At 62.0% G+C, this 22,864-nt stretch carries 21 protein-coding genes; 9 read left to right on the top strand and 12 right to left on the bottom strand.

The genetic code is table 11. The annotated features are described in order from the left end of the window. Positions 1-313 precede the first annotated feature (313 nt). On the top strand, positions 314-2,125 hold the full coding sequence (locus MF6394_RS23290) for a monovalent cation:proton antiporter-2 (CPA2) family protein (protein WP_078467674.1): 1,812 nt from the start codon (positions 314-316) through the stop codon (positions 2,123-2,125). A 72-nt stretch (positions 2,126-2,197) separates the two neighbouring features. After that, complete coding sequence (locus tag MF6394_RS23285) at positions 2,198-2,752, top strand: hypothetical protein (protein ID WP_032892257.1); 555 nt, start codon at positions 2,198-2,200, stop codon at positions 2,750-2,752. Positions 2,753-3,313: 561 nt separating this feature from the next. On the opposite strand, the gene MF6394_RS23275 is transcribed toward MF6394_RS23285, so the two are convergent. The 6 genes from MF6394_RS23275 to MF6394_RS23250 all read right to left on the bottom strand — a co-directional run bounded on the left by MF6394_RS23275 (position 3,314) and on the right by MF6394_RS23250 (position 9,612). Continuing rightward, the gene (locus MF6394_RS23275) at positions 3,314-4,030 is read right to left on the bottom strand and encodes an alpha/beta hydrolase (RefSeq protein ID WP_044268384.1); all 717 of its coding nucleotides are present in this window, start codon (positions 4,028-4,030) and stop codon (positions 3,314-3,316) included. Between the two features lie 10 nt (positions 4,031-4,040). Continuing rightward, positions 4,041-4,796 carry a precorrin-6A synthase (deacetylating) gene (cobF, locus tag MF6394_RS23270; protein WP_044268387.1) on the bottom strand — a complete coding sequence of 252 codons (756 nt, stop codon included), beginning with the start codon at positions 4,794-4,796 and terminating at the stop codon, positions 4,041-4,043. A gap of 45 nt (positions 4,797-4,841) precedes the next feature. Beyond that, positions 4,842-5,396 carry a histidine phosphatase family protein gene (locus tag MF6394_RS23265; RefSeq protein WP_078467663.1) on the bottom strand — a complete coding sequence of 185 codons (555 nt, stop codon included), beginning with the start codon at positions 5,394-5,396 and terminating at the stop codon, positions 4,842-4,844. 151 nt (positions 5,397-5,547) lie between these two features. Further along, entirely contained in the window at positions 5,548-6,867 is a 1,320-nt protein-coding gene (locus MF6394_RS23260; protein WP_078467662.1) for an MFS transporter, read from the bottom strand. Between the two features lie 33 nt (positions 6,868-6,900). Beyond that, entirely contained in the window at positions 6,901-8,430 is a 1,530-nt protein-coding gene (locus tag MF6394_RS23255) for a class I adenylate-forming enzyme family protein (RefSeq protein WP_078467661.1), read from the bottom strand. A 3-nt stretch (positions 8,431-8,433) separates the two neighbouring features. Beyond that, positions 8,434-9,612, bottom strand: a complete 1,179-nt coding sequence (locus tag MF6394_RS23250; protein WP_078467660.1) for an acetyl-CoA acetyltransferase — start codon at positions 9,610-9,612, stop codon at positions 8,434-8,436. A gap of 130 nt (positions 9,613-9,742) precedes the next feature. Here MF6394_RS23250 and MF6394_RS23245 point away from each other — a divergent pair, with 130 nt between their 5' ends. The 4 genes from MF6394_RS23245 (at position 9,743) to MF6394_RS23220 (ending at position 14,257) form a co-directional block, all read left to right on the top strand. Continuing rightward, positions 9,743-10,315, top strand: coding sequence for a LuxR C-terminal-related transcriptional regulator (locus MF6394_RS23245; protein WP_003190613.1), 573 nt, complete (start codon positions 9,743-9,745; stop codon positions 10,313-10,315). Positions 10,316-11,060: 745 nt separating this feature from the next. Beyond that, entirely contained in the window at positions 11,061-11,957 is an 897-nt protein-coding gene (locus MF6394_RS23230; RefSeq protein ID WP_078467659.1) for a VOC family protein, read from the top strand. Beyond that, positions 11,954-13,345 carry an alginate export family protein gene (locus MF6394_RS23225; protein ID WP_078467658.1) on the top strand — a complete coding sequence of 464 codons (1,392 nt, stop codon included), beginning with the start codon at positions 11,954-11,956 and terminating at the stop codon, positions 13,343-13,345. Before MF6394_RS23230 ends, MF6394_RS23225 begins: the two co-directional genes overlap by 4 nt. A gap of 93 nt (positions 13,346-13,438) precedes the next feature. Next, entirely contained in the window at positions 13,439-14,257 is an 819-nt protein-coding gene (locus tag MF6394_RS23220) for an alpha/beta fold hydrolase (protein WP_078467657.1), read from the top strand. 149 nt (positions 14,258-14,406) lie between these two features. Here MF6394_RS23220 and MF6394_RS23215 read toward each other — a convergent pair whose 3' ends face one another. Next, on the bottom strand, positions 14,407-14,793 hold the full coding sequence (locus MF6394_RS23215; RefSeq protein WP_047710623.1) for a DoxX family protein: 387 nt from the start codon (positions 14,791-14,793) through the stop codon (positions 14,407-14,409). 183 nt (positions 14,794-14,976) lie between these two features. Between MF6394_RS23215 and MF6394_RS23210 the strand changes: the two genes are divergently transcribed. Beyond that, complete coding sequence (locus MF6394_RS23210) at positions 14,977-15,975, top strand: NAD(P)H-quinone oxidoreductase (protein ID WP_044272306.1); 999 nt, start codon at positions 14,977-14,979, stop codon at positions 15,973-15,975. 42 nt (positions 15,976-16,017) lie between these two features. Here MF6394_RS23210 and MF6394_RS23205 read toward each other — a convergent pair whose 3' ends face one another. From MF6394_RS23205 to MF6394_RS23195, 3 genes are all read right to left on the bottom strand, one after another. Continuing rightward, complete coding sequence (locus MF6394_RS23205; RefSeq protein WP_078467656.1) at positions 16,018-17,145, bottom strand: alkene reductase; 1,128 nt, start codon at positions 17,143-17,145, stop codon at positions 16,018-16,020. A gap of 78 nt (positions 17,146-17,223) precedes the next feature. Next, entirely contained in the window at positions 17,224-17,901 is a 678-nt protein-coding gene (locus MF6394_RS23200; RefSeq protein WP_044272312.1) for a type 1 glutamine amidotransferase domain-containing protein, read from the bottom strand. Then, complete coding sequence (locus MF6394_RS23195; protein WP_044272315.1) at positions 17,898-18,527, bottom strand: TetR/AcrR family transcriptional regulator; 630 nt, start codon at positions 18,525-18,527, stop codon at positions 17,898-17,900. The genes MF6394_RS23200 and MF6394_RS23195 overlap by 4 nt, the downstream gene beginning before the upstream one ends. A gap of 173 nt (positions 18,528-18,700) precedes the next feature. On the opposite strand from MF6394_RS23195, the gene MF6394_RS23190 reads away from it, so the two are divergent. After that, positions 18,701-19,639: a GlxA family transcriptional regulator gene (locus tag MF6394_RS23190; RefSeq protein WP_044272318.1), complete on the top strand. Its 939-nt coding sequence runs from the start codon at positions 18,701-18,703 to the stop codon at positions 19,637-19,639. 580 nt (positions 19,640-20,219) lie between these two features. On the opposite strand, the gene MF6394_RS23180 is transcribed toward MF6394_RS23190, so the two are convergent. Beyond that, positions 20,220-20,858, bottom strand: coding sequence for a GNAT family N-acetyltransferase (locus MF6394_RS23180; protein WP_078467655.1), 639 nt, complete (start codon positions 20,856-20,858; stop codon positions 20,220-20,222). Positions 20,859-20,906: 48 nt separating this feature from the next. Between MF6394_RS23180 and MF6394_RS23175 the strand changes: the two genes are divergently transcribed. Then, the gene (locus tag MF6394_RS23175; protein ID WP_078467654.1) at positions 20,907-21,779 is read left to right on the top strand and encodes an undecaprenyl-diphosphate phosphatase; all 873 of its coding nucleotides are present in this window, start codon (positions 20,907-20,909) and stop codon (positions 21,777-21,779) included. 106 nt (positions 21,780-21,885) lie between these two features. On the opposite strand, the gene MF6394_RS23170 is transcribed toward MF6394_RS23175, so the two are convergent. After that, positions 21,886-22,839, bottom strand: coding sequence for a Dyp-type peroxidase (locus MF6394_RS23170; protein ID WP_078467653.1), 954 nt, complete (start codon positions 22,837-22,839; stop codon positions 21,886-21,888). Positions 22,840-22,864 lie beyond the last annotated feature (25 nt).

The following is a 22,864-nucleotide window of genomic DNA, read 5'->3' as shown; positions in this document are numbered from 1 at the left end:
CTACTGATCCAGTTTTTCGAAACGTTAGTAGACCTGCGCGAAAGCCATTGAATTAAATGGTATTAATACTTTCGTAAGACCGGCGTAAGAATGGGATGAGAGCCAACACCCATTGACTGTCGCGACAAAAATACAAGTTTCCAAATGTGAAAAAGCGCTCTAATAGCGCCCTATCCTCCCCCACCGTAGGCGCGAGCTTGCTCGCGAAAATCCTCAACGATGACGCGACAAACCAGACACAGCGCGGTGCCCTTGCGTTTTTCGCGAGCACGCTCGCTCCTACCGTTGATCGATGCAAATGCTGGAGTTCGTGATGCCCCATGAAGGCAACCTGTTACAAGCAGCCGTGGTGTTCCTGTTCGCCGCCGTGCTGACCGTGCCCCTGGCCAAGCGCCTGCAATTGGGCGCGGTGCTGGGCTATCTGTTCGCCGGTGTGATCATCGGCCCGTCGGTACTTGGCCTGATCGGCAACCCGCAAAGCGTGGCGCAGTTTTCTGAACTGGGCGTGGTGCTGTTGCTGTTCATCATCGGCCTGGAGCTGTCACCCAAACGCTTATGGGTGATGCGCAAGGCAGTGTTCGGCGTCGGCCTGGCCCAGGTCCTGCTCACCGGCGTGGTGATGGGTGCGGTCGCGCTGTGGCTGTTTGGCCAGTCGTGGAACAGCGCCATCGTGCTGGGCCTGGGCCTGGCGTTATCCTCCACGGCGTTTGGCCTGCAAAGCCTGGCCGAACGCAAGGAGCTCAACCAACCCCACGGGCGCCTGGCCTTTGCCATCCTGCTGTTCCAGGACATTGCCGCCATCCCGCTGATCGCCATGGTGCCGTTGCTGGCCGGCAGCGATCACCCGACCACCGAGGCTCAGGGCGTGCAACACGTGTTGCAGATCCTGGGCAGCATCGCCGTGGTGATCATCGGCGGGCGCTACCTGTTGCGCCCGGTGTTTCGCATCGTGGCCAAGACCGGCCTGCGCGAAGTGTCCACCGCCACCGCGCTGCTGGTGGTGATCGGCACCGCCTGGCTGATGGAATTGGTGGGCGTGTCCATGGCGCTGGGCGCGTTCCTCGCCGGCCTGCTGCTGGCAGACTCGGAATACCGCCACGAACTGGAATCCCAGATCGAGCCGTTCAAAGGCTTGCTGCTGGGCCTGTTTTTCATCAGCGTGGGCATGGGCGCCAACCTCAGTTTGCTGCTCAGCACGCCGCTGGTGGTGATCGGCCTGACCCTGCTGCTGATCGGCTTGAAGCTGCCACTGCTGTACGCCGTTGGGCGGATGGTGGGCGACCTCAATCGCGAAAGCGCTTTACGCCTGGGCGTGGTGCTGGCGGCGGGGGGTGAATTTGCCTTCGTGGTGTTCAAGATCGGCCGCGACCAGGGCCTGTTCGAACCGCAGCTGTACGACGTGCTGGTGCTGACTATCACCCTGTCCATGGCCGTGACCCCGCTGCTGTTGCTGGTGTGCCCGAAGCTGTTCAAGCCCAAGGTCAAGCCGGTGGAAGTACCCGAGGAATACCGCGCCATCGAAAGCGATGCGCCCCGCGTGGTCATCGCCGGCATGGGCCGGATGGGCCAGATCGTGGCGCGTATCCTGCGCGCCCAGAACATCTCGTTCATCGCCCTCGATACCTCGGTGGAAACCATCGAGCTGACCCGCAGTTTTGGCGGCATGCCGGTGTTCTACGGCGACCCCCAACGCCCGGAAATCCTCCACGCGGCCAAAGTCGATCAGGCGGAATTCTTCGTCATCGCCATGGACGACCCGGAGATCAACATCAAGACCGCCGAGTTGGTGCGCAACCTCTACCCGCACATGAAGATCATCGCCCGTGCGCGCAACCGCCAGCACGTACACCGCTTGGTGGACCTGGACGCTTCACCGGTGCGCGAAACCTTCTACTCCAGCCTGGAAATGAGCCGCCGTACCCTGGTGGGCCTTGGTTTGAGCCAGGCCCAGGCCGATGCGCGCATCAACCGCTTCAAGACCCACGACCAACAGGTACTCGCCGCCCAACACGCGGTGTACGACGACGCGGCCAAGGTCATGCAAACCGCCCAGGAAGCCCGTGCGGAACTGGCGCGCTTGTTTGAAATGGACAGGCTTGAGGAGGAATCTTCCGACAAAGCGTGACGGGACCGATGAACGAGATTGCGAATTTTCTGACAGAATACGCCGCAATTTCGTTCATCCCCGGAGTGCTTCATGGCCACGTTCACCAAGACCGCAATGCTGCTGGCCCTCGCGCTCACCGCCGGCAGCGTGTTCGCTGCTGCCAAGCCCACCACCCAGACCATCTCCACCTTGGGTGGCAAGTTCACCTTCAAACTGCCCAAGGCCTACAGCGCCGACACCCTGCCCTCCGGCACAGCGCAAGACGGCACCGCCGACACCCAAGGCACCCTGTACGCCAACTCAACGACGAAAAGTGTGGTGATCGTCGCCGAAACCGTGCGCAACGATGGGGCAAAGATCCAGGATAACGACCCGCAGTTCCTCGACGGCGCCGTGGCCGATTTCGTCAAGGACCAGAGCGCTGCCCTGCCCGACTTCAAGAAACTGGGCGAGAAGAAACTCACCTACAAGGGTTTGGGCCTGCGCCAAGTGGACAGCAGCGCTACCCAAGGTGGTGGCAAGACCTTGAACTCCACATTCCTGGGGGGGTCGGGCAACCATTTGCTGGTGATCCAGGCGATTTCCCGGGCGGATGATGTGAAGGGGCATGCGCAGCTGGTGAAGCAGATTACAGGCGGCAAATAACCCACCTCTTCCAGCCAACACAAAACCCGCGTGGGAGCGGGCTTGCCCGCGATGGCCATAGGTCTCTACACAACTGTGCAGTTCGCCGCAGCCACCAGTAACCACGATGCGAAGCGAGCCGCTCTTCATCTTGATCTGCTTGTGATCTTGATCTCAGGCGCCCCGTCAAACCACGCTGGCCGGAATTCGACAGGGATTTGGGGGGTAAACCGGCAGGGATGCCGGTTTAGCCGCCCCGCGCCATGGATGGCGCGTGGCGGCGGCCCCCCAAATCTCTGGCGGATTACGGGCACACCGAGCCTAGGCGAGGTGCCGAGTGGTGGGGCGAGGACCTTTTGGTTACTTTTGGGTCCGTCCAAAAGTGACCCGCTGTCAGAGCGGAACCCTAAGTAGCCGTTACCTAAATAACGGATATATACCCGATCCAACTGTGTTAGCTGCCAGGCCGCCTTCGCGAGCAAGCCCGCTCCCACAAGTTTGACAGCGGGGTGTCAGGTAGATAGCCGTAGGCTGGGAGGCCGCCATCGCAGGCAACCCAGCTCCCACATTTTTAAGCGCATTTCACTTCAGGCTTTTCTCCAGCCACGCTTTCAAGTCCTGGATTTCCGCCGCGCTGATGGTGTGATTCATCCCCAGGTATCGATGAAACTCCGGCTTGAGCCCCAACCCCGCCAGCACCTCGTTCGCCCGTTTGGCAGAGTCAAAGGGCAACGCCTGATCCAAAGTGCCATGGCCAATAAAGATCGCCAGCTTGCCCATCGCCGCATCCGGTTTCAGCGCAGACCTGAGCACTGGTAGCACGCTGCCACTGAGCGCGGCGATACCGCGTACCAATTCGGGTTCACGCAAGGCCACCTCGTAAGACATGATCGCGCCCTGGCTGAACCCCACCAGGAACACCCGATCACTTTGGGTGTGGTACTTGGCGGTGGCCTTGAGCACAAAGTCCTTGATCAGCCGGGCGCTGCTGAACAGTTCGTCGGTCTCGCCGTTGTACTCAGGCTCATCGGTCTTGGTGAACCAGCGATAACCCTGCGGCTCCACCGGCAGCGGCGCACGCACCGACAGGTAGGTCCAGGTAGACGGCAACGCGTCCTTGATGCCAAACAAATCTTCCTCGTTACTGCCAAAACCATGCAGGAAGATCACCAGCGGCTGGTTGCGCGCATCGCCCTGGGTCTGTTCCAGGTAGGACAACGGCAAGTCGGTGTGCAAGCCGCTATCGGCATGAGCGGCGCCGGCCACCAGGGCCAAGGCGAAGGCAAGCTGTTTGAGCATCGGGTTTACCTCAGGGTTTGCGCAACAAATAGGTGTCCATGATCCAGCCGTTTTCCAGGCGCGCCGCCTTGCGTACCCGTTCGATCTCTTCTGCCACCTGCGCCACTTTGCCGCTGATCAGGATCTCGTCCGGCGTGCCCAGGTAAGCGCCCCAGTAAATATCCAGGTCCTGATCTGCCACGCTGCGGTAGGAATCTTCGGCGTCGAGCATCACCACCAGAGTATCGGCATCACTCGCCTGCCCCGCTGCCAACCGGCGCCCGGTGGTGATTTCGATGGACTTGCCGATGCGGTTGAGCGGCACCTTATGCTGCGCCGCCAGGGCCTGCACGCTGGTGATGCCGGGGATCACTTCAAACTCGAAGACACAACGGCCACTGGCAAGAATCGCCTGCAAGATGCGAATGGTGCTGTCGTACAGCGCCGGGTCACCCCAGGCCAGAAACGCGCCCACTTCGCCGTCGGCCATTTCTTCGTTGATCATGCGCTCGAAGGTGTGCTGCTTATCGCGGTTGAGGTCTTGCACGGCGGTGGTGTAGTCGATTTCACCGCGCACACGCTCCGGGCAGTCGGCCTCGACAAAACGGTAGCCGGGTTGGGTGATGTAGGTGTCGCAGATTTCCCGGCGCAGGTCGATCAGCTTGTCCTTGCTCTGGCCCTTGTCCATCAGGAAGAACACGTCGGTACGGTTCAGCGCCTTCACGGCCTGCATCGTGATGTAGTCAGGGTTGCCGGCGCCAATGCCGATGATCAGGATGCGTTTCATGGGGTGCTCTCAGTGCGGGGCGTCGATTTTGCCATGTTCCGGGAATCAGGCGGAAGTTTCCAGGCGCAAGCGCCACACGCCGTTGAAGCGTAGCTCGGTGGCGGACAATGGCTCGACGTCGATCCGGTAGAACATCGAGACAGGCAACTGCATCGCGGACAGCATCGCCGCACGGATGACGAACGGGTGGGTCACAGCGATAACATGGCCGGGGTGGGTTTCAAGAGATTTGAGCCATTGGCCGACCCTAATGCACAACTGATCCACCGACTCGCCGCCGTGGGCTGCGCTGGTGCTGTCGGTGGCCCAGGTGTTCAAGGTTTCGCTGTCGAGTTGACCGATGGCCTGGCCTTTCCATGCGCCAACATCAAGGTCGCGTAAGGCGGGATCGACCTGAGCGTTATCGCCGAACAAGCCCGCGCTCTGGCGGGTTCTGGCCTCGGGGCCGCACAGCAGGCGTGCCGGTTGTTTGTAGCGGCCAGCCAGGGACAAGGCCGCGCCCTGCCAGTCTATCGTGACGGATTCGTCATCAGAGAAACGTCCCTGCTTTTGCAGGGGCGTGAGGGCGTGGCAGATCAGGGTCAAGCGGGTGGCCGGCATGGCGATTCTCTTGTAGGAGCGAGCTTGCTCGCGAAGAACGTCAACGATAACGCGTGTTGCCTGAGTAAACGCGGCGCCTTTGAGTTTTTCGCGAGCAAGCTCGCTCCTACAGGGAGTTGGGGCAAGTTCCGTTCCACAGGGTGTTCGTGAATCAGGCCAACGCAGTATTGGCGGGCACGACTGTCGAGTGACCGCTGGCGACAAAATCTTCCTTGCGCAACACCACCAACGCCAGCAACGACACCACCCCGGTCGCCACGTAGAAATACCACGGCGAGGTAATGTCGCCTGTCACCTTGATCAGCCAGGTGGAAATCAGCGGCGCACTGCCGCCGAACACCGCCACTGGCACGTTATAGGCCACCGCAATCCCGGTAGAACGAATGCGCGTGGGCAGCAGTTCACTCATCAGCGCATAGGTCGAGGACGCATACAGCCCGAACAAAATCGCCACCGCCATCAACGGCGCGAAGAAGGTCGCCGGGGTGGCGGTCGGGGCGGATTTGAACAGCCAGAACATCGCCAGGGTCGCCAGTGTGCCGATCACCATCAGGAACGGCTTGCGCCCGTATTTATCGGTAAAGGCCCCGCCAAACGGCATCACAAAAGCCGCCGAGAAACTGGCGACGAACACGTACAGCAAGGTGGTGCCGCTGTCGAACTTAAGGATCTTGGCCATGTAGGTCGAGGCGAAGGTCAGCACCAGGTAGAAGATCGAGCTGTGCAAGGTGATGATAAAGAACACCAGGGCAATTGCACGCTTCCACTGCCAGACCTCGCGCAGCGGCGCGCGGGAGGTTTGCCCGGCGCGTTGCAGGGCGAGGAACTCGGGGCTGTCTTCGAGCTTGAGGCGAATATACATGGAGATAAAGCCCAGGGGCGCGGCGATCAGGAACGGTACGCGCCAGGCCCATTCCTGCATGACCTCGGCGCCCAGCACCCAGGTCATGCCGTTGGCCACAGCGCCACCGAGCAGCAAGCCCAGCACGGCGGTGACCATCAGCCAGCAGGTGGCAAAACCGCGGCGACCGGGGCCGGCGTATTCGGAGATGAAGCTGGTGACGGTGCCGATTTCGCCGCCCGCCGAGAAGCCCTGCACGCAGCGCACCAGGATCAACAGGACGGGGGCGGCGATGCCCAGGCTGGCGTAGGTCGGCAACAGGCCCAGCATCACCGTGGAGCCGGTCATCATCACCAGCGCCATGATCAGGGTTTTGCGCCGGCCGATCTTGTCCGCCAGCGGGCCGAAGAACAGCCCACCCAAGGGGCGGATAAAGAAGCTCAGCGCAAACGCGGCAAAGCTGGCCAACAGGCTGGTGGTGGGGTCATCGGAGACGAAGAACGCCTGGCCGATATAGACCGCGAGAAAGCCATACACGCCGTAGTCGTACCACTCGATCAAGTGGCCGGAGGTGGCACCGAGAAACGCACGGCGGCGCTTGCGGACGGTGTCTTGTGCGGGATTGCCCATCGTTAGAACTCCTTGTCTGATTATCGATCCATGTTAAAGCGCGGCGATACTCGCGGTTTGCAGCCAATGCCGCAAGTCGGTCTTGAGAATCTTGCCGTAGCTGTTCTTGGGCAAGTCGCTGCGCCACACATATTTTTTCGGTTTTTTGAACGAGGCCATGCGCGCCAGGAACCATGCGGTGAGTTCGCCTTCGTCCAGCGGCTGGCCGCTGCGGGTCACCACGAAGGCCACCACCGACTCACCCCATTGCGCGTCCGGCTCGCCCACCACGCACACCTCAAACACTTCGGGATGCTGTGCAAGCACTTCCTCGACTTCACGGGGGTACACGTTGCTGCCGCCACTGATGATCACGTCCTTGGAGCGGTCCGTGAGGGTCAGGTAGCCGGCCGGGTCGAGGTAGCCGATATCGCCGGTCAGCAGCCAACCGTCCACCAGCGTCTGGCGCGTGGCCTGGGGGTTGCGCCAGTAGCCTTGCATCACCGTGGCGCCACGCACCGCGATTTCACCGCGCTGGCCGGTGGGCAGTGGCTGGTGCTCGGCATCGAGGATGCGAATCTCCACACAGGCTTGCGCATGGCCCACCGAGGCGGCCAGGGCAGCCCAGTCGGGACGCTGGCGCTCGGCGATCAAGGCGCGGGGCAAGACGCTGATGGTCATCGGGCTCTCGCCCTGGCCGTAGATCTGCACCAGGCGCGGGCCGAAGGTGTCGACCGCTTCGCGCAGGTCAGCCAGGTACATGGGCCCGCCGCCATAGACAATGGTCTTGATGCCAGCGCCGTGATAATCCTGGCGCCGCGCCTGCTCCACCATGCGCTTGACCATGGTCGGCGCGGCAAACAGCGACACATCGCCCATCTGCTCTGCCAGCCCGAACAGCTCCGCAGCATCGAAGCCATGGGAAGCCGGCACCACATGGCGGGCGCCGCAGCGCACATGGATGAAGTTGTACAGGCCGGCGCCGTGGGACATGGGCGCGGCATACAGCGCCGCATCGTCGGCACTCACCGCGTCGACATCCGTGGCGTAGCACAGCGACATGGCGATCAGGTTGCCGTGGGACAGCATCACGCCCTTGGAGCGCCCGGTGGTGCCCGAGGTGTAGAACAGCCAGGCGAGGTCGTGATCCTGACGGAGCACTGGCTGTTCCAGGGTCGGCCAACCATGGCTGGGCGGCAGCGGGTGGCCGTCCAGTTCGGTGCAACGCGCGGGCAAATCCCGCGATGAAAACACTTGGCCGCCGTCGGTAAAGATCAACTGCGCCTCGGCATTATCGGCAATCCACGCCGCTTCGCTGGGGTGCAGCTTGGCGTTGATCGGCACCGCCACCCCGCCCATCCACCAAATGGCGTAGAGCAGTTCCAGGTAGTCGCAGCTGTTTTTCATCAGCAGCGCCACGGCGTCCCCCGGCACCAGGCCATGCTGTTCCACCAACTGCGCGGCGCGTTGGCGAACGTGGGCGGCGAAGGTGGCGTAGTCGGCCACTAGCACGCTGCCGTCGAACAAAGCCGGGCGTTGCGGGGCCCGGCGCTGGGTGTCGTGCAGCCAGTTGGCAATGTTCATGGCTCAGCTCCGGCGTGCCTGCAGGACCGAGGCGTAGTTGGCCACCGCCATGCCGCCCATGTTGAACACCAGGCCGAACTCCGGGTTGGGCACCGCCAGGCCAATCGGCTCGCCGGTCAATTGCCGGAACGCCAGGGCATGCATGGACACCCCCGTGGCGCCGACGGGATGCCCCTTGGCCTTGAGCCCGCCGGAAAGGTTCACCGGCAAGCGCCCGCCGGCGCGCACCACGCCACTGTCGAGCACGCGATGCCCTTCGCCCTTGGGCGCCAGGCCCATGGCTTCGTAGATCAGCAGCTCGGCGATGGTGAAGCAGTCGTGTACCTCGGCGAAACTCAGGTCAGCCAGGGTCACATTCGCCCCGCGCAGCGCTGCATGGATCGCGCGTTGCGGCCCTTCAAAGGCCAGGATGTCGCGCTGGGCGATGGGCAAGGTGTCGTTGACCTGAGTCATCGCGCGGATTTGCACCTCGCGACGAAACGCCCGCGCACGTTTGGGCGAGGCAAGGATAATCGCAGCGGCGCCGTCGCTGATCAGCGAGCAATCGGTCAGGCGCAGGGAGTCGGCCACGAACGGATTGCTTTGGGACACGTTATTGCAGTGCTCGAAATTCATCTCCCGATGCATCTGCGCCAGCGGGTTGGCCATGGCGTTGGAGTGGTTTTTGGTGGCGATGGCCGCCATCGAGCCCAGCGGGCAGTGGTAACGCTCAGCGTATTGGCGCGCAGCGCGGCCGAACAACTGCGGGAAACTCAGGCCGGCTTCGGCCGCGTCGTTCTGGTAACCGGCCCCGGCCAAGGCTTGGGTGACTGCGGCGGTGCTGGTGTGGGTCATCTTCTCGGCGCCCACCACCAGCACCAGTTCAGCGCTGCCGGAGAGGATCGCATTGACCCCCGCCTGGATCGCCGCCGAGCCAGACGCACAGGCGTTTTCACAACGGGTAGCCGGTTTGAAGCGCAGCCCGGGGTCGGCTTGCAATAGCAAGGAGGCGGCAAACCCGTCGGGCACCAGCCCCGAGTTGAAATGACCGAGGAACAACGCATCGATTTGCGACGCGTCAATCTCGGCGTCGCTCAGGGCTTCCCGGGTCACCTGGACGATCAGGTCTTCCAGCGTCGTGCCTTCCAGGCGACCAAAGCGGGAGTGACCAGCGGCAACAATGGAGACGCAATCAGCAGGCATAATCAATTTCTTCTGTTCTTGATTCGGACTTTACTTACAATGACCCACCCCTGATCGTGCGCCAATTCGTGTAACTACTTACACGGGTAAGTAGCGCCCCAGGGCATTGAACAACGAGGCAGGATGCCCCATGACCGCGCTAGCCCAGCAATTTCCCGACCTCGAACGCCTGGCGTTCAAGCTGTCCCCTGCCCCGCAGATCGTCACCAGCGACCGTGTGATACTCGACTGCAACGACGCTTTCCTGAAGCTGTTCGGCTATACGCGCGACGCACTGGTCAACCAACTGACCCTGCTGATCTACCCGTCCCAGGCCGACTACCACGCCATCGGCAAGCGCAGCCATGACTGGCTGCTCGACAGCGACAATGGCTTTTATTCCGATGAACGCTTCATGCAGCACCACAACGGCGAAGTGTTCTGGGCCAAGTCCCACGGCTACACCCTCACGCCCAAAGACCCGTTCAAACTGATGATCTGGCACTTCGAACGCCTGGACCGCATGCACCAGGGCACCGGCGACCTCACGCCCCGTGAGCGGGAAATCGCCATGCACATCGTCAACGGCTTCAAATCCAAGGAAATCGCCCTGCGCCTGGCAATCTCCCACCGCACCGTTGAGGTGCATCGGGCGCGGCTGATGAAGAAACTCCAGGCCAAGACGGTGGTGGAATTGGTGTCGAAGATCATCATGGTGGCGTGACAGACAACGGCTATTTAACTGATGCGCCGCGATCCAAATATGTGGGCATCCCCAATTTCTGTAGGAGCGAGCTTGCTCGCTCCTACAAAAAAGCCTTAACTGACTGGCATTATGGCTTTCCTGCGAAAGCGGTAGTGCAGTAGATACACAACTTGCAGGTTGCACACTCCACAGTAACCACGATGCGAAGCGAGCCGCTTTTGATCTTAGGCGCCCCGTTAAACCACGCTGGCCGAACGCAGGCTTGAATTCGTGGGTAACCCGGCAGGACGCCGGGTTAGCCGTCCTGGGCCAAGGATGGCCCATGACGGCGGCCCACGGATTCAAGCCGGAGTGAGGGCACACCGAGCCTAAGCGAGGTGCCGAGTGGTGGGGCAAGAGCGTTTTGCTTACTTTTGCGCTTTTCAAAAGTGAGCCGCCGTCAGGGCGGAACCCTAAGTGGCCGTTACCGCAGCAATGGATATGTACACAATCCAACCGTGTCGCCTGTCAGGCCGCCTTCGCGAGCAAGCCCGCTCCCACAATTTGATCGGGGGGGTGTCAGGTAGATAGGTGTCGACTGTCAGGACGTCATCGCAGGCAAGCCAGCTCCCACAGGTTGATCTCGGGGGTGTCAGGTAGATCGGCGTCAGCTGCCTGGGCCGCATAGCTGAAACGTTCAACCGAGCACGTCCATACAATTCCCCACCGCCCTGCCCCCCTAACCTCACCGCTTTCAAACCCTCAGAAGCGCTGGAGAACGGGCATGGGCAACACAACAACCAAGGTATCGCTGGCATTGACGCTGCTGGCAAGTGCGATGATGAACAGCGCGTTCGCCGCCACCCCAAGCGTGGCCGTGGCACCGCAGTACGACACCAGCCATGTCTATGTGGCACCGGCCGATGTGGACCGTTTTGCCCAGAGTTTCCTCGCCACCTTCGGCGGCAAAAGCACGCCCCAGGTCGTGGTCAACGTGCTGCCGGTGCCGAGCAGCACCACCTCGCAATTGCTCCAGACCCCGGCGGGCACCGTGTCGTTGTTCGGCTTTACCACCCCCGTCCCCCACCCCTTCGGCCAGGAACGCAACGGCTATCTGGTCAAGGACATGGACGTGGCCCTCAAGGCCGCGCGGGAAAATGGCGCCGACGTGATCGTCAGCGATTTCCCCGACCCCATCGGCCGTGACGCCGTGGTGCAATGGCCAGGCGGCGTGAACATGCAGCTGTACTGGCACACCAAGACCCCGGATTACGCCGCCTTCGAGACCGTGCCGGAAAACCGTGTGTATGTGTCCAGCGGCAGCGCCGAGCGGTTTATCAAGGCGTTCCTGGGTTTCTCCCACGGCAAGGTGTTGAGCGACGACAAGCACGCCCCAGGGGTTGATGTCGGCCAGGCCGGCGGCCACTACCGCCGGGTTGATATCGAATCGCCGTTCGGGCGCATGGTGGTGCTGGTCACCAACGGCCAACTGCCCTACCCGTTCGGCCACGACACCACCGGTTATCAGGTCACCGACCTGGCCGCCACCCTGGGCAAGGCCACTGGCTCTGGCGCCACAGTGCTGGTGCCGGCGTTCGACAGCAAAGGTCGGCGCAGTGCGTTGGTGGAGTTCCCGGGCGGTTATGTCGCAGAAATCCACCAACTCAGCGCGGCAAAATGATGCGTCACGCAGGCTGGAGCCTGGCTGTGCTGTGGCCGTTGCTTGCTGGCAGCGTGCAGGCCGACGACCAGCTGGTACGCCCGGCGATCAAGGCCAACCGCTGGCAGGAAGACTGGTCGGTGCTCAAGGACCCGGCATTGCGCACGCAACCGCTGGACAACCTCAAGTACGTCCCACTGTCCGCCGCCAACCCGTTCACCTACTTATCGTTGGGCGCCACCTTGCGTGAACGCTTCGAGATGAACGACGCCAGCGGGTTCGGCGTGCGCGATGTACCGCGTGACCGCTACCTGATCCAGCGCTTTCAGGTGCACGCCGACTTGCACCTGAACGAACACTGGCGGCTGTTCACCCAGTTGGAAGATGTGCGGGCCTATGACAAGACCACCATTGGCGGTGCCGACCAGAACCGCGTCGACCTGCGCCTGGCCTTTGCCGAATACGTGAAGACCTTCAGCGCTGGCACCTTCAAGGCACGGGCTGGCCGCCAGGATTTCGCCTTCGACTTGCAGCGTTTCATCTCGTCACGGGACGGCCCGAATGTGCGGCAGTCCTTCGATGCGTTGTGGGCGGACTGGGAAACGCCGCAATGGCGTTTTATCGGGATCGCCAGCCAACCGGTGCAGTACCAGGATGGCCGGCATTTCGACGACAACTCCAACAGCGATGCGCGCTTCCACATGCTGCGGGTCGAGCGACTGGTGGGCGGCACCAATGAGCTGTCGGCCTATTACGGCGTGTACGAGCGCAGCGCCGCCCATTACCTGGATGCCGACGGCGAAGAGACCCGACAGTTATTGGACGCCCGCCTCGGTGGCGCAGCCCAGGGGTTCGACTGGGATGTCGAAGCCATGCTGCAACGCGGCTCGGTGGGCAGCAAGACGATTCGCGCCTGGGCCGGTGGCAGCCGCACCGGCTACACCTTTGACACGCTGGCCTGGAAGCCGCGTATCGGCCTTCAACTGGATATCGCCTCCGGTGACCGCAAGGCCCATGACGGCCGGGTCGGCACCTTCAACCCGCTGTTCCCCAATGGCTATTACTTTTCCCTGGCGGGTTATACCGGCTACAGCAACCTGATCCACGTCAAGCCGTCGATTACCGTCAAGCCCATCGCCAAGCTCAGCGTGCAAACCGCTGTCGGCCTGCTGTGGCGGCAGACCACCGCAGACGCCGTCTACACCCAGCCCAACCTGGCCGTGGCGGGCACGGCGGGCCAAGGTGAGCGCTGGACCGGCGCCTACGGGCAACTGCGCACCGACTACGCCTTTACGCCCAACCTCAGCGGTGCGGTCGAGGCGGTGCACTACGCGGTTGGCCAGACCCTGCGTGATGCCGGTGGGCACGACAGCAATTACCTGGGCATGGAGCTCAAGTTCAGTTGGTGAGACAAGCACACCCATACAAGCCTGGGCCCCGGTTTACGGCAATAGTGATACGGTTTTTTCACCGCCCTTTTTCAGCCCTGCAAGGAGTTTCAGATGAGCACATTCGTTGCCAAAGACGGTACCCAGATCTACTTCAAGGACTGGGGCAGCGGTAAGCCCGTGCTGTTCAGCCATGGCTGGCCGCTGGATGCGGACATGTGGGAATACCAGATGGAATACCTGAGCAGCCGTGGCTTTCGCACCATTGCGTTCGACCGTCGTGGCTTTGGCCGCTCGGACCAGCCATGGACCGGTAACGACTACGACACCTTCGCTGACGATATCGCCCAGTTGATCGAACACCTGGACCTGCAGGACGTGACCCTGGTGGGCTTCTCCATGGGTGGCGGCGACGTGGCGCGCTACATCGCCCGCCACGGCAGTGCCCGCGTCGCCGGCCTGGTGTTGCTGGGCGCGGTCACGCCGATCTTCGGCCAGCAAGCCGATTACCCCCAAGGCGTGCCTGGCGAGGTGTTCGATGGCATCAAGGCCGGCCTGTTGAAGGATCGTGCGCAGTTCATCAGCGACTTCAACACGCCGTTCTTCGGTCTCAATAAAGGCCAGCACGTTTCGGAGGGTGTGCTCAGTCAAACCCTGCAGATCGCCATGCTCGCGTCGCTCAAATCCACCGTGGATTGCGTCACCGCGTTTTCGCAAACCGACTTCCGCCCGGACATGGCCAAAATCGACGTGCCGACCCTGGTGATCCATGGCGACGGCGACCAAATCGTGCCGTTCGACACCACCGGCAAAGTCGCGGCGCAGATGATCGAGGGCGCGCAATTGAAGGTGTACAAGGATGCGCCGCACGGGTTTGCCGTGACCCACGCTCAACAGCTCAACGAAGACCTGTTGGCGTTCCTGAACCGCTGATACCTCGATGCACTTGTAGGAGCGAGCTTGCTCGCGAAGAACGTCAACGATAACGCGTGCTTGCTGAATGAACGCGGCGCCTATGAGTTTTTCGCGAGCAAGCTCGCTCCTACAGAAGGCAAAAGGCCGGGTTCACCCGGCCTTTTTTTTCAGGCAAAGCGCTGGCTCAACACCAGCCGCCCTGGCCCTGCGATCAGCACGCTGGTGAAGATGATCAGCAGCAGCCAACCGAACTGCCCTTCGAACAGCGTCCATTCCGGGTGCACCACCAGCAACGCAATCACCAGCACCGCCAGGATCGGCAGACACGCCAGGCGCACCAGCACGCCCGCGATGATCAGCAACGGGCACAGCACCTCGGCGAAAATCGCCAGCAGCAAGGTGATAGACGCGCCCAGGTGAAAGGGGTCTTCGATCAGCTTCAGTTGTTCGCTGTAGTGCAGCAACTTGGGCAACCCATGCACCCACAGCAGGAACAATGCCCCACTGGCCCGCAGAAACAACAGCCCGATGTCCTGATTTCTTGCTTGGTTCATATGCCACCTGTTTGCGTCGAAAATGACCGACAGTCAGTGTGTCCAACACCGCGTCGCCGCACTTGCAGGCTTGTGCTGAAATCCTGCGTTTGCATTGCCCGAAGAACCCGGCATGATCTTGCTGAACTGCCGACCCCGCGCTACGGTCCCAACCCATACGCTCATCGCTACAGGAACTTTTCCATGACGCTCCCCCAAGAAATGACCCTGATCGAAATCACCACCCCTGGCGGGCCCGAGGTCTTGCAGCCGCGCAGCGCCGACGTACCGGTGGCCGGGCCGGGCGAGATTCTGATTCGCGTGCACGCCGCCGGGGTCAACCGCCCAGACGCCTTGCAACGCGCGGGCAAATACCCGATGAAGCCCGGCATGAGCCCGATCCCAGGCCTGGAAGTGGCCGGTGAAGTGGTGGCGCTGGGTGATGGCGTCACCGAGTACAGCCTGGGCGACAAGGTCTGCGCCCTGACCAATGGTGGCGGCTATGCGCAGTATTGCGCGGTGCCGGCCAGCCAGGCGCTGCCGATCCCGGCGGGCATGGACTGGATTCAGGCCGCTGCCGTACCGGAAACGTTTTTTACGGTGTGGGCCAACCTGTTCGGCCTCGGCGGCGCCCATAAAGGCCAGCGCGTCTTGATCCACGGCGGCACCAGCGGCATCGGAACCACCGCGTTGATGCTCTGCCAGGAGTTGGGCATCCAGGCGTTCGCCACGGCCGGCAGCGCCGACAAATGCGCAGCGATTGCCAAGCTCGGCGCCGAGCCTATCAACTACCGCGAACAGGACTTTGCCGAGGTCATCGCCAAACAGACCGATGGCAAAGGCGTCAACGTGATCCTCGACATCATGGGTGCCTCGTACCTGAACAACAACCTCAAGGCCTTGGGCATGGACGGCCACCTGGTGATCCTCGGTTTCCTCGGTGGCGCCAAGGCCAACGACGTCGACCTGCTGACCATCCTCGGCAAACGCGCGGTGATCACCGGCTCACTGCTGCGCGCCCGCACCCGCGAAGAAAAGGCCGAGATTGCCGAGCAACTGCGCGAACACGTGTGGCCGCTACTCAGTGCCGGGCGTTGCCTGCCAATGATCGACCAGGTCTACGCCTACACCGACGCCGCCCAGGCCCATGCGCGGATGGAAGGTGGGGACCATATCGGCAAGATTGTGTTGCGGGTGGACTGAGGCATTTTTGATGTGCAGAGGGGTTGCAAGCCCCCTCCCACACTAGTGTTGGGCATACACCGGATAATCCACATACCCCGCCTCTGTCCCGCCATACAAGCCTTCGGCCTTCAACGCATTCAACGGCCAGCCATTGAACAGCCGCTGGGGCAAGTCCGGGTTGGCGATGAAGGGCCGCCCGAAGGCAATCAAGTCTGCCAACCCGGCCTCTACCAAGCGTGCACCACGCTCGGCGGTGTAGCGGCCGGCATAGATGATCCTGCCGCTGAAGGTGCGGCGTACGGCCTGGCGGAATGTTTCGGGCAGGTCGGGCGCATTGTCCCAATCGGCTTCGGCGATGGACACATAGGCGATGCCCGACGCTTCCAGCACTTTGATCGCTTCGATATAGGTAGGGTGCGGGTCTTCCTCCACCAGGCCGATGTAGACCCGGTCCTGGTCGGTGCCACTGAACAGCGGCGAAAAGCGCACGCCCAGGCGTTCCGGCCCCACCACCTTGCACACGGCTTCGACAATCTCGCGCAGCAAGCGCAGGCGATTGTCCAGCGAGCCGCCGTACTCATCTTCACGAGTGTTGGAATGGGCCGAGATGAACTGGTTGACCAGGTAGCCGTTGGCCGCGTGGATTTCCACACCGTCGAACCCGGCGTCCAGGGCATTGCGTGCAGCCTGGGCGTAGTGCCCCACCAGCTCTTCGATTTCCAGCGTGGTCAAGGCACGGGGTACGGGGGGCTGTACCAGTTCACCCACACCCGGCCCGGTCTCAATGAAGGCTTTGGCTTGCACCGCAGCCAGCGCAGACGGCCCCACCGGCGCACCACCGTCAGGTTGCAGCGCGTTATGGGACACCCGCCCCACGTGCCATAGCTGGGCAAAGATCACCCCACCCTCGGCATGCACCGCTGCGGTGACTTTGCGCCAACCCTGGATTTGCGCCGGTGTATGAATGCCCGGCGTCCACGCGTAGCCCTGGCCCCGGGGTTCGATCTGCGTACCCTCGCTGACCATGAACCCGGCACTGGCCCGCTGACGGTAATACTCGGCCATCAGGTCGGTGGCGATATTACCCGGCTGGGCGCTGCGCTGGCGGGTCAGCGGCGGCAGTACGACGCGGTTGTTCAAGCGGTGATGCCCCAGCTTGATCGGGGTGTTCAGGATGCAGTCAGGCACGGCGATATTCCAAATTCAGGACGAACGAAAACCGTGGCGACTCCTGGGAGTCGCCACCGTGTAGATCGGTTGATTAACTTAAGCGCAGAGTGTCAGCAGGGCCTTGGCCACTTCGCTGGAGCTGCCTGGGTTTTGCCCAGTCACCAGCAAGCCATCGACGAGGACGAAGGATTGCCAGTCAGCGCCCTTCTCATACTGGCCGCCCAGTTTTTTGAATTCATCTTCAATCAGAAACGGCACGACTTCAGTCAACTGCACGGCGGCCTCTTCCGAGTTGGAGAACCCGGTGACGCGGCGGCCCTTGATCAATGGCTCACCGTTAACCGCCTTGACGTGACGCAAGGCACCCGGTGCATGGCACACAAAGCCGATGGGCTTGCCGGCCCGCTCGAAGGCTTCGATCAGGGCGATGGACACCGGCGACTCCGCCAGGTCCCACAGCGGGCCGTGGCCGCCTGGGTAGAACACCGTGTCGAAGTCGGCGGCGTTGACCGAGTCCAGCTTCACGGTGGTGGCCAAGGCTTGCTGCGCAGCCGAGTCTTTGGCGAAGCGCTCGGTCTGCTCGGTTTGCGCATCCGGTTCATCGCTTTTAGGGTCCAGCGGCGGCTGGCCGCCGGCCGGGGAAGCCAACACCACCTCGGCGCCAGCGTCCTTGAACGCGTAATAAGGTGCGGCGAATTCTTCGAGCCAGAAGCCGGTCTTGCGCCCGGTATCGCCAAGCTGGTCGTGAGAGGTCAGTACCATTAATACTTTCATTTTCCAGTGCCTCGATCGATGTGAATAACAGGGTTTTCAGGGCCGCCCAACAGCTGTTGGGTCAGCAGCAGCGCCTCAGCGAACGGCGCGGTGGTACGGGTGATCTTGCCCATGACGCTGGTTCCCAACCATAGCGCATACAAGCGCCTGGCCAGGCTTTCGGGGGCCTGCGCGAACCTGAGCGAGCCGTCTTCGACGCCGCGTTGCAGGGCCACGGCAAGCAAATCGATGGTGCGCGAAGTGCCGCGTTGCAGCGCCAGCCGCATGGGTTCTGACAGGTCGGAGACCTCAGCCCCAAGCTTCACGGCCAGGCATTTGCCGGCGTCGGTGCAGCCGGTGTGGTTGTCGATCCAGCCTTGCCAATAGCGCATCAGCTTGGCGTGGTGGGTTGAGCCCGGCTGATCTAACAGCTGCTGCATGCCCTCGACGTACTGGTCGAAATAGGTATCGAGTAACACCACGCCAAAGGCGTCTTTGGAGTTGAAGTAGTGATAAAACGAGCCCTTGGGTACTTGCGCGGCTTGCAGGATTTCGTTCAAGCCCACCGCCGAAAACCCCTTGGCGCCGACAATGGATTGCGCCCGTTCCAGAATCGCTTGCCGCGCACTGCTGCTTGCGTTGCTCATGCTTGCCCCTCTGCGATTAGACCAGTCGTCTAGTGCGTTGGGCTCATGTTAGGCAGCGCGGCATTGGCTCACAATGTCATATCCGCAAGGATTTCGGACATGCACCAAAGTCGGTTGCCGTTTGCCGGGCACACGCCGACAATCGCCACTCCCCCGCCCCTTGGAGAGATGCAATGCACAGCGTTGCGCTGATGGTTTACCCGAATTTCCAGTCGTTGAGCCTCAGCCTGGGCTCGGTGTTCGAGTGTGCCAACCTGCTGCGCGGCGAGCCGGCCTATGAGTTTCACCTGGTGTCGGAAAGCGGTGGCGCGGTGATGACCTCCCAGGGCTTTTCGGTGAACACCAGCGCGCTGCGGCCGGAGGGCTATGACACGTTGATTGTCAGTGGCTACCTGGAGTTTCGCCTGCCGGAAGCCAACCTGCTGGAGCTGGTCAAGGCCGCGTCCGCGCAGTCGCGCCGGGTGGCGTCGTTATGCATGGGCATTTTTGTGCTGGCCGAGGCTGGGCTGCTGGCTGGCAAGCGCACCACCACTCACTGGATCCACGCACCCGCGTTTCGCAAGCGTTACCCGGATATCCGCCTGGAAGAAGACAAGTTGTTCATTGTCGACGGCCAGGTGTGGACCGGTGCGGGCATGAGTGCCGGGGTCGACCTGGCGCTGGCGATGGTGGAGGACGATCTGGGCAGCGACCTGGCCCGGCGTATTGCGCGCAAGCTGGTGATTGCCCAGCGTCGCGGCAGCGAGCAGTCGCAATTGTCGGCCTTGTTGGAGCTGGACCCCAAGTCCGACCGCGTGCAGCTGGCCCTGGCTTACGCTCGCGAGAATCTCACTCAGGATTTATCCGTGGAGGCCCTGGCCGACGTTGCCCGGTTAAGCCCGCGCCAGTTCAGCCGGGTGTTTCGCGAAGAAACCGGGCAGACCCCGGCCAAAGCTATCGAAGCCCTGCGGGTGGAAGCTGCGCGGGCGATGATGGAAACCAGCCGGCACCCGGTGGAGGTGGTGGCGCGCGAAACCGGGTTTGGTGATCGCGAGCGCATGCGCCAGGCGTTTCTCAGGGCGTTCGGGCAGCCGCCTCAGGCGATGCAGCAGGTGTTGTTCAACCCGGGCTAGGCCCGTGACGGCCTGACAGCCGACTCCTATCTACCTGAAGTGCCATGATCCAAATGTGGGAGCTGGCTTGCCTGCGATGGCGGCCTACCAGCCGACACTTACCTACCTGACACCCCGCGATCAAACTGTGGGAGCGGGCTTGCTCGCGAAGGCGGCCTGACAGTCGACACAGTTGGATTGCGTACATATCCATTCCTGCGGTAACGGCCACTTAGGGTTCCGCCCTGACGGCGGGTCACTTTGGAAAAGCCCCAAAGTAACCAAATGGCTCTTGCCCCACCACTCGGCACCTCGCTTAGGCTCGGTGTGCCCGTAATCCGCCAGTGATTTGGGGGGCCGCCGCCACGCGCCATCCATGGCGCGGGGCGGCTAAACCGGCATCCCTGCCGGTTTACCCCCCAAATCCCTGTCGAATTCCGGCCAGCGTGGTTTGACGGGGCGCTTAAGATCAAGATCAAAAGCAGATCAAGAGCAGATCAAGAGCAAGATCACGAGCGGCTCGCTTCGCATCGTGGTTACGGGGTTGATCGCCACAGCCTTGTTCAGATATCGATGCTCATCGAGAGAATGCCCCAGCCCGTCAATGCAACGAAGCTCGGGTAATCAGGTAGCTCACCAACTGCGGATCATCCTCCAGTTCAATCATCTGCACCGGACGCGGCAAGTTATCCAGCACGGTGCGCCAGAACGCCTGGGACACCTCGTCCTGATCATAGAAACGCACCAACCAATTGGCCGCGCCGCTGCACAGCACCTGGCTGGCAATGGCACGGCCGATGCCTTTGCGGCGGTAGCGCTTGAGGATGAACAGGTCAGCCAGTTCCAGGGCGTCGATGCCCGGCAGTTCGCTGCTTTCGATCAACAGGAAACCGGCGATATAGCCGTCTACCAGCAGCAGGTTGGCGCTCCATTGCGGGTCGCTCCAGTAGCGGGCCAGGTGTTCGTCGTGGATGTAGAAACGCCCATCGGCCTCGACATCTTCCTGTTCCCAGTCCGAAGACTCGTAGGCGTAGTACTGGTAAAGATTGCGGATCAGTTCGGCTTCTTCGGGGCCGGTCTGGATCAATTCGACGGTGGTTTCAGGCATGGGGCTCTCGGTGGAAAAACGCAGGGCGCCATTGTTCACAAAAGTGCTGCCCACGCCAATGGCCTGGCGAATCCTTTCTATTGGCTGAACCGATTGTAAATAGCAGTTGCCTTGGCCGAAATCCTGAAACATTTAGAATAAACTTCGCCGGTTTCTCCCTATTGCTCAAGGACACGTATTTTGACCAACGTCTGTACCGCCGGCCTGGATGTGGGCTTTGCCTCCCTGGATTACCTGCAGATCTTCATCCTGGGCGTGATCCAGGGCATTACTGAATTGCTGCCGGTGTCGTCCACCGCCCATATGCGCGTGGTGCCCGCCCTGCTCGGCTGGCAAGACCCCGGCTCGGCGTTTTCTGCGGCCATGCAACTGGCGGCGTTGGCGGCGGTGGTCAGTTACTTCTGGCGCGATGTGCGCCAGGTGACCACGGGCAGCATCAGTGCGGCGCGCCGGGGCGACTACAATGACCGCTGGTTCAAGCTGGCCGTGGCGATTGTGCTGGCAACTGTTCCGATTGGCATTGCCGGGCTGGCGTTGTCGTCGACCTTGAATGCTTGCAACTCACCGTTGCGCGGGCTGATGGTGATCGGCATTTCCTGCGTGGTGATGGCGGTGCTGCTGGCAGTGGCCGAACTGCGTGCCCGGCATACACGCGACGTGAGCCAAATGCGCCTGCGCGATGCCTTGATTGTGGGAGTTGCGCAGATTGGCGCGTTGATACCGGGCGTATCGCGTTCGGGCTCCACGTTGACCGCGGCGCTGTTCCTGAATTTCAAACGCGAAGAAGCGGCGCGGTTTTCCTTCCTGCTGGGCCTGCCGGCCATCGCCCTGGCCGGTTTTAAAGAGTTGTGGGTGCTGCTGCGCGCCGACCTGCCCGCCCACGCTTGGCCGCACTTGATCTTTGGCTTGGTGGTGGCGAGCATCTCGGCGTTCTTTGCCATCTGGGGCCTGATGAAATTTCTGGAGCGTTTCTCCACCTGGCCGTTCGTGATCTACCGTGCGTTGCTGGGGGTGTTTTTGATCGTGGCCGTCAGCACCGGCCTGCTTACCTGACCCTTGTAGGAGCGAGCTTGCTCGCGAAAAACGTCAACGATAACGCGGGCATTCTGTATGTTCGCGGTGGCCTTGGTTTTTTCGCGAGCAAGCTCGCTCCTACAGGTTATTGGCGGTCGGCCAGCGCTTCGAGCAAGTCGGCCGAGGGTACGAAGAACAGGCCGCCGGTCACGGCCGTGCTGAAGTCGAGCAAGCGGTCGTAATTGCCGACCGGGCGGCCGACGAACATGTTTTCCAGCATCTGTTCCAGGGGCTGAGGCGAGCGTGCGTAGCCGATGAAATAAGTGCCGAATTCGCCCGCGCCTGGGCGGCCAAAGGGCATGTTGTCGCGCAGGATCTTCACTTCCTCACCGCTCTCGTCGGTGATGACGGTCAGCGCGCTGTGGGAGTTGCTCGGCTTGGCGTCTTCGTCCAGTTCGATGTCCGACAATTTGGTGCGCCCGATCACCTTCTCTTGAGCCTCCACCGTCAAGCCATTCCACGCGGTCATGTTGTGCAGGTATTTCTGCACCAGCACATAGCTGCCGCCTTCGAACTCAGGGTCTTCATCGCCCACCAGGGTGAAGGCCTCGGCCTTGCGCCCCACCGGGTTCTCGGTGCCGTCGACGAAACCGATGATGCTGCGCATATCGAAGTACCGAAAGCCGTGGACCTCATCCACCACTTGCACGCTATCACCCAGGGCCGTCATCAGTTGGGTCGCCAGCTCGAAACACAGGTCCATCTGCTCGGCACGGATATGCAGCAGGATGTCGCCTGGGGTCGACACCGCCTTGCGCCCTTGCACACCGAACTCGCGAAACGGATGCAAGGCCGCCGGGCGCGGCGCGCCGAACAGGCGGTCCCAGGCATCCGAGCCAAACCCGCAAACACAGGTCAGGTTGCCCGAGGGCACGCGCTTGCCTACCGAGCGCACCAGGCCTGCGATGTCGGCGCACCAGGCCCGCACGTTTTCAAGCGCATCGGGCGCCAGGGTGGCGACCATGAAGATCGCGCTGCTGGTGATCGGATGGCACACCGATTGCGGTTCGAGCGGGGGGCGGACGGGGCAGGTTTTCATGAAGGCGATCCACTGGCTAAGGTCG

The sequence above is a fragment of the Pseudomonas sp. MF6394 genome (assembly GCF_002018845.1).
Taxonomy (GTDB): Bacteria; Pseudomonadota; Gammaproteobacteria; order Pseudomonadales; family Pseudomonadaceae; genus Aquipseudomonas; species Aquipseudomonas lactis.
Note: the sequence above shows the minus strand (reverse complement) of the source record. Positions and strands in the feature narration are given on the sequence as shown.